Raw genomic sequence first — 13,621 nt, 5'->3', positions numbered from 1 at the left:
TTATAACTCAGAATCTGACACTAAAAAATCATCAATTAAATCATGGCTCTATTAGACTGGATTGTCATCGCTATATTCTTCGTAGCGCTCATCGGCATCATCGTATGGGTGATGCGGCAGAAACAAAACAATGCCGAAGACTACTTCCTTGGCGGCAAAGACGCAACCTGGATTGCCATCGGCGCTTCGATTTTCGCCTCTAACATCGGATCGGAACATCTTATAGGCCTGGCCGGATCAGGAGCATCAAGCGGCATGGCAATGGCCCATTGGGAAATCCAGGGCTGGATGATCCTTCTGCTCGGATGGGTCTTCGTGCCGTTCTATTCCCGCTCTATGGTCATAACGATGCCTGAATTTCTTGAACGCCGCTACAACTCGGCCTCCCGAACCATTCTCTCGCTGATCTCTCTGATCAGCTACGTGCTGACTAAAGTCGCAGTGACGGTTTATGCCGGCGGACTCGTATTCCAGCAAGTGTTCGGCATCGACACTCTATGGGGCATAGACTTTTTCTGGATCGCTGCCATCGGCCTTGTCGTGATCACTGCCCTCTACACCATCTTCGGGGCATGAAATCTGTGCTCTACACCTCCGTGCTCCAGACTCCGATCCTGCTGCTCGGATCAATGATCATCCTCGTGCTCGGCCTTAAGGAACTCGGCGGATGGGACAAGATGATGGAAATCTGTTCCTCGGTGGAAGTCAACCAATACGGTGACACCATGACTAACCTCATACGCGACAACCGCGATCCGCAATATCCCTGGCTCGGCGCCCTTATCGGCTCAGCGGTTATCGGTTTCTGGTACTGGTGTACCGACCAGTTCATAGTGCAGCGCGTGCTCTCAGGCAAAAACGAGCGTGAAGCCCGCCGAGGCACAATCTTCGGTGCCTACCTCAAACTGCTCCCGGTCTTCCTCTTTCTCATTCCCGGCATGATCGCCTTCGCACTCCATCAGAATCTCGGCGACTTCCTTCCGCTGACTGAAAACGGACTTCCAAACTCTGACGCCGCCTTCCCCACCCTTGTGGCAAAACTCCTTCCGGCCGGTGTGAAAGGCCTGATTGTATGCGGCATTCTCGCTGCGCTTATGTCATCACTCGCATCTCTCTTCAACTCCTCAGCCGCTCTGTTCACCATCGACTTCTATCAGCGCTTCCGTCCGAAAACCGACCCGAAAAAACTCGTGCGCATCGGCCAGGCCGCCACAGTTGTCATCGTGGCTCTCGGCATTCTCTGGATACCGGTCATGCGCTCCGTAGGCGATGTGCTATATCTCTATCTTCAGGACGTGCAGTCAGTGCTCGCCCCCGGCATCGCAGCAGCATTCCTCATGGGCATCTGCTGGAAACGCGCGTCAGCCCAAGGCGGCATGTGGGGACTTATCGCCGGTCTCGTCATCGGCCTGACCCGACTCGGAGCCAAAGTCTATTACAGCAATGCGACCGTAGTGCCCGGCAGCGACAGCAACCTCTTCCAATACCTGTTCTACGACACCAACTGGCTCTTCTTCTGCGGATGGATGCTGGTGTTCTGCCTCCTGGTTGTGATAATTGTCAGCCTCTTAACCAAAGCGCCTGACCAGGAAAAGATACGCGGACTTGTGTTCGGCACCTCAACTCCGGAACAGCGGGCCGCAACCCGCGCAAGCTGGAACCACTGGGATGTAATCCACACCGTCATCATTCTCGGCATCACAGCCGCTTTCTATTATTACTTCTGGTAATCTGGCGGACTGAACCTGACCAGCCGAATGATTGTTTATATTAAACTATACTCGTCTCATAAATGTTACAGGAACTTAAAGAAAAAGTCTTTCACGCCAATCTCGAACTGGTAAAGCAAGGACTCGTCATCTACACCTGGGGCAATGTCTCAGGCATAGACCGTGAAAAAGGGCTCGTCGCAATCAAGCCGAGCGGGCTCGACTATGACAAAATGACCGCTGACGATATGGTAGTGGTTGACCTTGAAGGAAATATCGTAGAAGGCAAGCTGCGCCCATCTTCTGATACCCCCACCCATCTCGCTCTCTACCGGGCTTTTCCGGCTATCGGCGGAGTTGTCCACACTCACTCCACCTATGCCACCGCCTGGTCACAGGCCGGCCTTGACATACCCAACATAGGCACCACTCATGCCGACTATTTCCACAAAGACATCCCCTGCACGGCCGACATGACAGCCGAAGAAGTCAGAGGTGACTATGAACTGGAAACCGGCAACGTCATCGTCAGACGCTTCGCCGACATCGACCCGACGGCCACACCGGCAGTTCTGGTAAAAAACCACGGACCTTTTACCTGGGGCAAAGATCCGGCCGATGCAGTCCATAACGCAGTTGTGCTCGAACAGGTCGCCAAAATGGCATTCATAGCCCGCACCATCAATCCGGCGCTGACCATGAATCCGCTCCTCATCGAGAAGCACTACAACCGCAAGCACGGCCCCGGTGCATATTACGGACAGGGCAAACAGGATTGAAAAACTGCAAGACGAATTCTTGCAATTCAAATAATACAGATAACACAGACAGAAAAAAACAAACTGATATGGCATTTGAAAACAACGAACTCTGGTGGATCACCGGAGCACAGCTCTTATACGGCGGCGACGCAGTAGTAAAAGTCGACGCACACTCAAAAGAAATGGTCGATGGTCTCAACGCCTCCGGCGTGATACCGATGAAAGTGGTCTATAAAGGCACAGCCAACTCTTCACGCGAAGTGGAAGAGATTATAAAAGCGGCTAACAACGACTCACGCTGCGTCGGTGTGATCACCTGGATGCACACATTCTCACCGGCCAAAATGTGGATTCACGGCCTGCAGCAACTCCGCAAGCCGCTGCTCCATTTCCACACACAGTACAATGCCGAAATCCCCTGGGAGACTATGGACATGGACTTCATGAACCTCAACCAGAGCGCCCACGGCGACCGCGAATTCGGCCACATCTGCGCCCGTCTGAACATCCGCCGCAAAGTAGTTGTAGGCTATTGGAAAGACAAGGCCATCCAGGAACGCATAGCCGTCTGGTCACGAGTGGCCGCGGCATGGGCCGACGCACAGGACATGAGAGTCATCCGCTTCGGCGACCAGATGAACAACGTGGCTGTCACTGACGGTGACAAGGTTGCCGCCGAAATGCAGTTGGGTTACCACGTGGACTACTGTCCCGTCAGCGAACTGATGGAATATCACAAGAAAGTCACCGAAGAGGAAACCAAGGCCCTCTTCGATACCTACCTCGCCACCTATGATTTTGACCCGAAAATCGCTGACGCCACAACTCCTGAACACAAATCGGTCTGGAATGCCGCCCGCGCCGAACTCGCAATCCGTGCCTGCCTCCAGGACAAAGGAGCCAAGGCATTCACTACCAACTTTGACGATCTCGGCACTGATGACATAAATGATCCGCACTTCGAAGGCTTTGACCAGATACCCGGCCTCGCATCACAGCGACTGATGGCTGAAGGCTACGGCTTCGGAGCCGAAGGCGACTGGAAATCAGCAGCCCTCTACCGCACCCTGTGGGTTATGAACCAGGGTCTACCCGGCGGGTGCTCCTTCCTTGAAGACTACACTCTCAACTTCGATGGCAATGAAAGCTCTATACTCCAGGCACATATGCTTGAAATCTGCCCTCTCATAGCAGAGCGTAAGCCTCGTCTTGAAGTGCATTTCCTCGGCATCGGCATCCGCAAGGCTCTGACCGCACGTCTGGTATTCACCTCAAAGCCGGGGCCCGGCGTCACAGCCACTGTCATTGACATGGGCAACCGCTTCCGCCTGATTGTCAACGATGTCGAATGTCTGAAATCAAAACCTCTTCCCAAACTGCCCGTAGCATCGGCTCTCTGGAAACCGATGCCCGACTTCGCCACAGGAGCCGCAGCATGGATTCTCGCCGGAGGCACCCACCACTCATGTTTCGCCTACGGTGTCACTCCCGAATACTGGGCAGACTATGCCGAAATGGCCGGCATCGAAATGCTTCACATCGACAAGGACACAACCATCGAGAATTTCAAGCGTGAGATGCGCATCAACGATGTCTATTACATGCTCAACAGATAAAATGCAACTTGATCCGAAAACAACAATCGAACAGGGCAAGGCGATCCTCGGAATCGAACTGGGATCCACCCGAATCAAAGCCGTACTGATCGACGGAGAGAACAAGCCGATAGCCCAAGGCTGTCATGAATGGGAAAACCAGCTCGCCGACGGGCTTTGGACCTACAGCACAGAAGCTATCTGGTATGGCCTGCAGGACGCCTATGCCGACCTGCGCGCAAATGTGCGCAAAGATTTCGATATAGAGATCGAACATCTTGCAGCAATCGGCGTCAGCGCCATGATGCACGGCTATATGCCATTCGGAGCCGACGGCGAAATACTCGTGCCCTTCCGGACCTGGCGCAACACCAACACCGGACCTGCCGCAGCCCGGCTGTCGGAACTCTTTGTCTACAACATCCCTCTCAGATGGAGCATCTCTCACCTATATCAGGCTATACTCAACGGAGAGGAACATGTGAAAGACATCGACTATCTGACCACTCTCGCAGGCTATATCCACTGGAAACTGACCGGCAGGAAAGTGCTTGGCGTAGGCGATGCCTCAGGCATGATACCCATAGATCCCTCCACCGGAAACTATTCGGCTGAAATGGTCGGCAAATTCGACTCGCTCATCAAAGACAAGGCCTACCCCTGGACTCTGACCGATATACTTCCTGAAGTGCTTTCGGCCGGACAGGATGCCGGAAAGCTCACGCCTGAAGGCGCCAGAAGGCTTGACGTGTCGGGCCATCTGCAGCCGGGCGCACCATTCTGCCCGCCGGAAGGCGATGCGGGAACCGGCATGGTAGCAACCAACGCCGTGTTGCAGCGCACCGGCAACGTGTCTGCCGGAACCTCGTCATTCTCAATGATCGTTCTTGAGAAAGATCTCTCCAAGCCCTATGAGATGATCGACATGGTGACCACACCTGACGGAAGCCTCGTCGCGATGGTCCACTGCAACAACTGCACATCCGATCTAAATGCCTGGGTCAGCCTTTTCAAAGAATACCAGCAACTGCTCGGAGTGCCCGTTGACATGAACGAGGTGTTCGGCAAACTCTATGAGAATGCCCTTAGCGGAGACCCCGACTGCGGCGGACTGCTTTCCTACAACTACTATTCCGGCGAACCTGTGACCGGCCTGACCGAAGGACGCCCGCTTTTCGTCCGTTCAGCCGCCGACAGATTCAACCTCGCCAATTTCATGCGCGCAAACCTCTACGCATCCGTGGCTGTGCTTAAAATCGGAAATGACATCCTTTTTAACGAAGAGAAAGTAGAAGTAGACCGTATCACCGGCCACGGCGGTCTGTTCAAGACCAAAGGCGTAGGCCAGAGAATACTCGCAGCGGCACTCAATTCTCCGATCTCCGTAATGGAGACTGCCGGCGAAGGCGGCGCATGGGGCATAGCGCTTCTTGCATCGTATCTTGTCAACAATGACAAAGGGCTGTCGCTTGCAGGCTTCCTCAACGACCGGGTGTTTCTCGGTGATGCGGGCTCTGAAATCGCCCCTGATCCGGCCGATGTCGAAGGCTTCAACCGCTACATCGAAACATACAGACAAGGTCTGGCCATTGAACATGCGGCCTGCGAAGCCAAACGATAATCCGGCTCCACAAGAACTGTCAAAACTATCCCATAAGAAGGACGGAAAGCTTTCAACAGCTGTCCGTCCTTCTGCTTTTTCACCAAAAACACGGAAACCATTCCGAGAAAGAAAATTTAAGAATCAGCATTTGATTTTTTCTGATGATTTGTTGTAAATTTGTGATGCGTAAAATTTTATCATCAGTCTAAAACACATCAGTATATGCAATTCAAAGGTCAGATCACGGCCATTGCCACGCTTGTGCTTGCCGGCGTGATTCCACACTGCGCCATCGCACAGTCCAAAGAAATCAGCGTTCAGACACCCGGCGGACAGCACGTCAGAGTAAGCGCCGTAAGCGACAACATCATCAAAGTAAGTAACTGGAATGCCGGAGAAACTTTGCCGGAAACCGCCACTTCGGTATTGAACGGCCAATGCGGGACTGTATCATCAAGCACGGCTCCGGGCATCTGCGTGATGACAACCGGCGGCGGAATAGTTGTCCGGGTAGACAGCCTGACCGGCTCTGTTGACATCAGCGCCGGCCCGAAACGATCAGTCAGTGACAACGGTCTGCGCACACTCGCCGGCGGACAGAGGCGGCTCGAACTGTCGACCGTAGGCGAAGGTTCATTCTACGGCGCAGGCGAACGCGGCTACAGTTTCAACCTTGCGGGTGACACTCTTGTGATGTACAACAAACAGAACTACGGCTACACCGCAGGCGAAGAACGCATCCGTCAGATGAACATCACAATGCCGCTGTTTCTCTCGTCAAACGGCTATGCAGTTGTATTCGATGACTTTGCAGCCGCCAGCATGATCATGTCCAATCCGATTGTCTACACAAGCGAATCACGGTCACCAATTTCATATTATTTCATCAACGGCGCCGGATCACTCGCTTCAGTGACACGAGAACTGTCAGCGCTTACCGGCCGGCAGAAACTGCCCCCGTTCTGGGCCCTCGGATACATAACTTCAAAATACGGCTATCACACCCAGCAGGAGACTCTCGGTGTGGTTGACACTCTCAAACGGGCCGGTTATCCGCTTGACGGAATCGTGCTCGACCTCTACTGGTACGGCAAAGAGGAAGACATGGGGCGTCTGGCCTGGGATCAGCAGCAGTGGCCCGACCATAAGAAAATGCTTTCCGATCTCAAAGAGCACGGTGTAAACACGGTCATCATATCCCAGCCCTACATTCTCCGCAACGGACGCGGTCTTGAAAACTACAATGAGCTTGCATCGAAAGGCCTCCTGGTCAAGGATTCGACCGGAGGCCCGCAGGAAGTCAAAATCTGGGTCGGCGAAGGCGGCATGTTTGATGTCTCTAATCCTGACACCAGGTCGTGGCTGAGCGAGCGCTACAAGGCTCTTACCCTTGAAGGTGTCGGAGGCTGGTGGGGCGATCTCGGCGAACCCGAAGTGCACCCTGAAACCGGCATACACGCCAACGGACTCAGCGCCCGTGAATACCATAATCTCTACGGCAACGACTGGTCATCAGTCATATCTGACCTGTTTGCCTCGGAGTTTCCAGACCGCAGGCTCATGACCATGATGCGCGGAGGCACTACAGGCCTGCAGCGCTACAGCGTCTACCCCTGGTCAACTGATGTATCCCGCTCCTGGGGCGGACTGCAGCCGCAGATCACCATCATGCTCAACTCCGGGCTCAGCGGCCTGGGCTACATGAGCCACGATGTGGGCGGTTTTGCAATCGACCCGGATGCACCCTATGATCCCGAACTGTATGTGCGGTGGCTCCAGCTCGGCACCTTCTCTCCCATCCTCCGCACTCATGCCCAGGCTACGGCAGAACCTTACAATTATCCGGACCAACAGCACATAATCCTGCCCCTGATCAAGGAACGCTACAGATGGCTGCCATACAACTACACTCTGGCCTACGAAAATGCCTCGCAGGGTCTGCCCCTTGTGCGCCCGCTCAATTTCTATAGTTCCGGATCTGACAGATTCGATGACATCACAGATGAATATCTCTGGGGATGCGACATCCTCGTGGCTCCGGTCATGACCCAGGGCGCAACCCGGCGCAGCATTGTCTTCCCCGATGGCCTCTGGGTCGACTACAACAATCCAGGCAGACTTTACAACGGCGGAGATACCGTCACCTATCCCGCGCCACTTGAAGTGCTCCCACTCTTTGTCCGCGCAGGTGCCATCATCCCGCAGGCCGACTATGGCATGCAGTCGACTGAAGACTACCGAACCGACCGTTATACGATAAACTACTATCCGTATCTCGGCAAATCGGAATACACTCTGTTTGAAGATGACCGCAAATCGCCCGGCTCACTCGATGAAGGTGCTTATTCTCTCATAAATTTCACCGGCGAAGCCTCCATTGAAGGGATAAATCTTGACATCTCGTCTCAAGGCACATATCCGGGAGCGCCGAAAGTCAAAGATCTGACATTCCGGATTCACCTTGTTGACGGCGACCCTTCATCAGTCAGCGTTGACGGACACAAGCTGAAACGCGGAGCATGGAAATTTGACCGCAGCGAATCCATGCTGACATTCAAAATCAAATGGAACGTTGACAAACCTCTGGCAATACATATCCGCTAAACAGTCTCCCCCCCCCACAAAAAAAGTCCATGACCAATGGCCAAGCGCCACAGTTCATGGGCCTTTTTTTTACGGATTACATCATGCAATCTTCTCGTGCTGACGTGTGCCCAAAACTCAATGCCTCCGAGATGCGATAAAATCACTTTTTTTTCGTAACTTCGCGATTGCATCGGCATTATGCCGCTAATGTACCAAAAGTCAATAACCTATCATAGACATGAAACAGTGCATACTCTTCTCGCTGACACTGTCGGCTTCTCTTCTGCTGCCGTTCGGCTCCAGGGCCGATGGCTATCGCAATCCGGTGATACCGGGTTTTCATCCCGACCCTTCAGTAGTGGCAGTCGGTGATGATTTTTATCTTGTGAACTCGTCATTCTGCTATTTTCCGGGAGTGCCCCTCTATCACAGCAAAGACCTTGTCAACTGGCAGCAGACAGGCCATGTGCTTGACCGCGAAAGTCAGCTGAATCTCAAAGGCGCCTCTGTCTGGGGCGGTATCTATGCCCCGACTATCAGATATGACAACGGACGGTTCTATATGATCACCACCAATGTCTCGGACAAAGGAAATTTTCTCGTGCACACCACCGATCCGGCAAAAGGCTGGAGTGATCCGGTGTGGCTCAGGCAGGGAGGCATTGATCCATCGCTATATTTCGAGGACGGCCGATGCTACATGGTCAGCAATCCTGACAACGGCATATGGCTGTGTGAGATCAACCCGCTCAGCGGAGAGCAACTGAGTGAAAGCCGGCACATATGGGACGGAACAGGCGGTCGATATCCCGAAGCACCGCACATTTACAAAAAAGACGGCTGGTATTATCTGTTGATAGCCGAAGGAGGCACTGAACCGGGCCACAGTGTGACCATAGCCCGCAGCCGTGACATAGCCGGGCCTTACACAGCCAATCCGGCAAATCCGATACTCACTCATTTCAACCGGGCTGGACAGGCCAACCCCATCCAGGGAACCGGACATGCCGATTTCGTCCAGGCTCCTGACGGATCATGGTGGCTGGTATGTCTCGGATTCCGCCAGCAGAACGGCGCGCACCATCTTCTCGGACGCGAGACTTATCTTGCTCCGGTACGATGGGACGAAAACGCCTGGCCTGTGGTCAACGGCAACGGAATCATCAGCCTTGACATGGATGTGCCGACATTGCCGCTCAGACCGCTCCCTCCCAAAAAGCAGCGCGACAATTTCGACAGCAAGACTCTCGGCCACGAATGGGTGTGGCTCAGAAATCCGGTGACCGGCAACTACAGCTATGGCAAAGGCAGTCTGAAACTCAAAGGCACCTCCGCCGGACCGGATAGCACGACCGAATCACCGACAATGCTGTTACGCCGTCAGGAGCATATCAATTTCACGGCAACTACAGCTGTCAGCCTTGAGAATCCATCGGCCGGGAGCGAAGCCGGCCTGACGGTATTCGCCTCCGAGCCGTCGCACTATGACATGTTCGTCACTCAGAAAACCGACGGGAGCAAAACGGTCGCGCTCAGATACCGGCTTAACGAACTGACCCATATCGAAAAGGAACTCTCACTCCCGCATGACTGCAAAAAGGCGATACTGCGAGTTACCGCAAGCCCGACTGTCTACAGTTTCTCCGCATCAACTGACGAAGGCAAGAGCTTTCAGGAGCTCGGGAAGATGAACACCCGCTATCTCTCAACCGAAACCGCCGGAGGATTCACCGGCACATTCATCGGGCTATATGCCGTCTCGCCTGATAATCACGGAGACGGAATTTTTGACTATTTCGACTACATTCCTAAATCAGAATAGAATAAATGAGAACTTTTTTAATAGCCCTCGCTCTTGCGCTGACTGCAGGAGGAGCCTCGGCAAAGGTCAGGCCTTCGGCTATGATCAGTGACAACATGGTGCTTCAGCAGAATGCCAGCGCACGCATATTCGGCAGCGCCGATCCGGGATCGACTGTGACCGTGACTCCGTCATGGAACAACAAGCCCTACTCAACCACCACTGACCGCACCGGCCAGTGGTGCCTGGCCATTGACACCCCCGGCGGCAGTTTCGACAAGCACACCATCACGATTTCTGACGGCGAGCCGATAACGGTCGGCAACGTGCTCGTCGGTGAAGTCTGGCTGGCTTCCGGACAGTCCAACATGCAGATGCCGCTGAAAGGATTTCCCGGCTGCTGCACCGAAGGCGGATATGATGAGATTGCGTCTTCACGCCGGCAGGCCGACAAAGTCAGATTTTTCACCGTGCCCCTGACACAGAGCTATACTCCGGTTGACACTGTCAATGCTTCATGGGCTATTCCCACACCTGAAACCGCTGCTGAGTTCAGCGCCCTCGCATGGCATCTGGCCAAGCGCATGAGCGATGTGCTTGGTGTGCCTGTGGGCATTGTCAGTGCGGCTTATGGCGGTGCCAAAGTTGAAAGCTGGACTCCCAGAGAGCTGCTTGAGACATACAAGGATGTGTCGCTTGATCCGAAAGACATCGAACCGATGGTCCACTACCTGCGCCCGATGCTGATGTATAACGCTATGTTTGTACCCATCAGCAACTACACCTATAAAGGTATCCTGTGGTATCAGGGTTGCTCCAACGTATCCACCTGGCAGACCTATGCCGAACGGCTTGAGGCTATGGTGAAACACTGGAGAGACCGGATAGCCATCGGTGACATTCCGTTTTACAGTGTTGAGATCGCACCGTATGAATACGGCGACCCTTCTGAGCAAGGCAAAGCGCCTCTGCTGCGCGAGGCTCAGCGGAAAGCCGTGGAGCGGATTCCGAACAGCGGAATCATCTGCACGAACGATCTCGTAAAGCCTTATGAACGTTTCAACATCCATCCGGCCGACAAAGCGGCTGTAGGCAAGCGTCTTTGTGACCTTGTGCTTAACAAGACTTACGGCAAAAAGCAGTTCCCGGTAGAAAGTCCACGCTATAAAAGCCACAAATTCAAAGACGGAGCCGCATGGGTTGCTATAGACTCTCCTTGTGACGGCATCTGCCGCAACTATGACATACAGGGCTTTGAGGTTGCAGGTGCTGACAAAGTCTTCCACCCGGCCGATTCCGTGTGGCTCCACTGGCAGACAAACGAAATGGTGGTTTCAAGCAAAGAGGTGCCGCAACCGGTGGCTGTCCGCTACGGCTGGCGCGATTTCATGCCGGGCAATCTACATGCCGGCAACTATCTGCCCCTGATTCCGTTCCGGACCGATGACTGGGAGTAAGCTCCGCCGCCCCACCCTCCTGCATCTGCCGGACAGATCCTAAAAAACAAGGCCGTAACACACGCTTTATGAAGCTTGTATGTGTTACGGCCTTTGCTATATCCTGTTAGTCTGCGAGCGCCTGATCGAGATCATTAAGAATGTCGTCGATATCCTCGATGCCTACCGACAGTCGCACGAGATCCGGAGCTACGCCGGCTTCTCTCAGCTGCTCGTCGGTCAGCTGGCGGTGGGTATGGCTTGCAGGATGCAGGACACAGGTCCTGGCATCAGCCACATGGGTCACTATAGCGATAAACCGGAGTTTGTCCATGAACTCTATCGCATCTTCGCGCGAACCCTTAAGTCCGAACGAGATCACACCGCAAGTGCCCTGCGGCATCTGCTTCCGGGCGAGTTCATAATACTTGTTGCCCGGCAGTCCGGCATAGTTCACCCAGCTGACTTTCGGGTGCTTTTCAAGCCATTCGGCCACCTTCTGTGCGTTCTCGCAATGACGGGGCACACGAAGATGCAGGGTTTCAAGACCGATGTTGAGCAGAAACGAATTGTGGGGCGAAGGAATTGATCCGAGGTCACGCATCAGCTGAGCTGTTGCCTTGGTGATAAACGCACCCTTCCCGAAAGCCTTGGTGTATGTGAGTCCGTGATATGATTCGTCAGGAGTGGTCAGGCCCGGAAATTTATCGGCATAGGCATCCCAGTCAAAGTTACCGCTGTCCACTATGGCTCCGCCTACGCTTGTGGCATGGCCGTCCATATATTTAGAAGTGGAATGTGTCACGATGTCCGCGCCCCACTCAAACGGGCGGCAGTTGATGGGCGTGGCGAATGTATTGTCGACAATCAGCGGCACACCGTTGGCATGGGCCACTTTGGCAAATTTCTCAATGTCAAGCACATCATTGCTCGGATTGGAGATAGTCTCGCCGAAAAGCAGCTTTGTGTTGGGCCGGAAAGCCGCAGCGATTTCCTCTTCCGTAGAATTCGGGCTGATGAAAGTGCAGTCAATGCCCATTTTCTTCATTGTCACGGCAAAAAGGTTGAATGTGCCTCCATATATTGCCGATGAGCAGACGAAATGATCGCCGCTCTGACAGATGTTGAACACGGCATAGAAGTTTGCGGCCTGGCCTGAAGATGTCAGTATCGCAGCCACACCGCCCTCAAGTTCCGCAATCTTAGCCGCTACGGCATCATTTGTGGGGTTGGCAAGACGTGTATAGAAATAACCGCTTTCCTCAAGGTCGAAAAGCCTGGCCATCTGTTCGGAACTTGAATATTTGAAGGTTGTGCTCTGAATGATCGGCAAGACACGGGGCTGCCCGTTTTCAGGCTTCCAACCGCCCTGCACACAAATAGTACCGCTGTTAAGTTTATTTGACATTATTGTTATTATTAAGTATTTTTGCAAAGGTAATAAAATTTTAGCAACTCCGTAACCGGCTTTTGTCCATGATAACTTTTGACAATCTCAGAGATCTTCTGAAAAGCAACCGCTCCGTGCGCCGTTTCGACGGTTCAAAGTCTGTCGGCGCAGAAATTCTGAAGCAATTGGTCGAACTGACCCGCTACTGCGCATCGGCCCGCAACATGCAGCCTCTGCGCTATCGCCTTGTCAGCACACCTGAGGAGTGTCTGTTTCCGGCTCTGAAATGGGCCGGCTATCTGACTGACTGGGCCGGTCCGTCAGAGGAGGAACGCCCGACGGCCTATCTTGTGCAATGCCTCGACACGGAACTGGCAGGCAACTGCCTGTGTGACGACGGGCTTCATCTTGAAGCCCTGACACTCGGAGCCTCTGCCCTCGGAATCAACGGTTGCATAATAAAAGCGTTCAATGCAGCCGAGGTGGTACGATCGCTCGCGATACCTGAACGATACAAGCCTTTATATGTGCTTGCTTTAGGCTATCCGGCTGAAAAAGTCGAAATCATATCCACTGACGGTACAAGCCAGGCAGACATCCGCTACTTCCGTGATGACGCAGATGTCCACATCGTGCCCAAACGGCCTTTGGAAGAACTTATCATCAGCTGAAACAAACCCTGCGGCAGCGCCGTCTCACAAGACCGCCACAAAATGCAAGGCCATCGGCTGAATCCTGAC

The 13,621-nt window shown here is 53.7% G+C and carries 8 protein-coding genes and 1 pseudogene; 8 read left to right on the top strand and 1 reads right to left on the bottom strand.

The features are described from left to right. The first annotated feature begins 42 nt into the window (after nt 1-42). The 7 genes and pseudogenes from E7745_RS06265 (at nt 43) to E7745_RS06235 (ending at nt 11,512) form a co-directional block, all read left to right on the top strand. Nucleotides 43-1,730: pseudogene (locus E7745_RS06265) on the top strand (sodium:solute symporter). A 62-nt stretch (nt 1,731-1,792) separates the two neighbouring features. Next, on the top strand, nt 1,793-2,488 hold the full coding sequence (locus tag E7745_RS06260; RefSeq protein WP_123399346.1) for an L-ribulose-5-phosphate 4-epimerase: 696 nt from the start codon (nt 1,793-1,795) through the stop codon (nt 2,486-2,488). Nucleotides 2,489-2,556: 68 nt separating this feature from the next. Further along, the gene (araA, locus tag E7745_RS06255; protein WP_124075572.1) at nt 2,557-4,086 is read left to right on the top strand and encodes an L-arabinose isomerase; all 1,530 of its coding nucleotides are present in this window, start codon (nt 2,557-2,559) and stop codon (nt 4,084-4,086) included. A 1-nt stretch (nt 4,087) separates the two neighbouring features. Then, entirely contained in the window at nt 4,088-5,686 is a 1,599-nt protein-coding gene (locus E7745_RS06250; protein ID WP_107032740.1) for a xylulokinase, read from the top strand. Between the two features lie 204 nt (nt 5,687-5,890). Then, nucleotides 5,891-8,272 (top strand): TIM-barrel domain-containing protein, encoded by a 2,382-nt coding sequence (locus E7745_RS06245; RefSeq protein ID WP_136408491.1) that lies wholly within the window; start codon nt 5,891-5,893, stop codon nt 8,270-8,272. Nucleotides 8,273-8,492: 220 nt separating this feature from the next. Further along, nucleotides 8,493-10,076, top strand: a complete 1,584-nt coding sequence (locus tag E7745_RS06240; RefSeq protein WP_124075570.1) for a glycoside hydrolase family 43 protein — start codon at nt 8,493-8,495, stop codon at nt 10,074-10,076. Nucleotides 10,077-10,081: 5 nt separating this feature from the next. Next, nucleotides 10,082-11,512 carry a sialate O-acetylesterase gene (locus E7745_RS06235; protein ID WP_136408490.1) on the top strand — a complete coding sequence of 477 codons (1,431 nt, stop codon included), beginning with the start codon at nt 10,082-10,084 and terminating at the stop codon, nt 11,510-11,512. Between the two features lie 106 nt (nt 11,513-11,618). Here E7745_RS06235 and E7745_RS06230 read toward each other — a convergent pair whose 3' ends face one another. Next, a complete protein-coding gene (locus E7745_RS06230; RefSeq protein ID WP_107032736.1) occupies nt 11,619-12,899 on the bottom strand; it encodes an O-acetylhomoserine aminocarboxypropyltransferase/cysteine synthase family protein in 1,281 nt (426 codons plus the stop codon). A gap of 68 nt (nt 12,900-12,967) precedes the next feature. On the opposite strand from E7745_RS06230, the gene E7745_RS06225 reads away from it, so the two are divergent. Further along, nucleotides 12,968-13,552: a nitroreductase family protein gene (locus E7745_RS06225; protein WP_136408489.1), complete on the top strand. Its 585-nt coding sequence runs from the start codon at nt 12,968-12,970 to the stop codon at nt 13,550-13,552. Nucleotides 13,553-13,621: the final 69 nt, after the last annotated feature.

Origin of the sequence: Duncaniella sp. C9, from assembly GCF_004803935.1 — a bacterium.
Taxonomy (GTDB): Bacteria; Bacteroidota; Bacteroidia; order Bacteroidales; family Muribaculaceae; genus Duncaniella; species Duncaniella muris.
This window is presented reverse-complemented; position numbering and strand designations above follow the sequence as displayed.

Bases quoted from the DNA above. Each gene is read 5' to 3' on its own strand.
- E7745_RS06260 (WP_123399346.1), top strand. From the start codon at position 1,793: ATGTTACAGGAACTTAAAGAAAAAGTCTTTCACGCCAATCTCGAACTG.
- araA (WP_124075572.1), top strand. From the start codon at position 2,557: ATGGCATTTGAAAACAACGAACTCTGGTGGATCACCGGAGCACAGCTC.
- E7745_RS06250 (WP_107032740.1), top strand. From the start codon at position 4,088: ATGCAACTTGATCCGAAAACAACAATCGAACAGGGCAAGGCGATCCTC.
- E7745_RS06245 (WP_136408491.1), top strand. From the start codon at position 5,891: ATGCAATTCAAAGGTCAGATCACGGCCATTGCCACGCTTGTGCTTGCC.
- E7745_RS06240 (WP_124075570.1), top strand. From the start codon at position 8,493: ATGAAACAGTGCATACTCTTCTCGCTGACACTGTCGGCTTCTCTTCTG.
- E7745_RS06235 (WP_136408490.1), top strand. From the start codon at position 10,082: ATGAGAACTTTTTTAATAGCCCTCGCTCTTGCGCTGACTGCAGGAGGA.
- E7745_RS06230 (WP_107032736.1), bottom strand. From the start codon at position 12,899: ATGTCAAATAAACTTAACAGCGGTACTATTTGTGTGCAGGGCGGTTGG.
- E7745_RS06225 (WP_136408489.1), top strand. From the start codon at position 12,968: ATGATAACTTTTGACAATCTCAGAGATCTTCTGAAAAGCAACCGCTCC.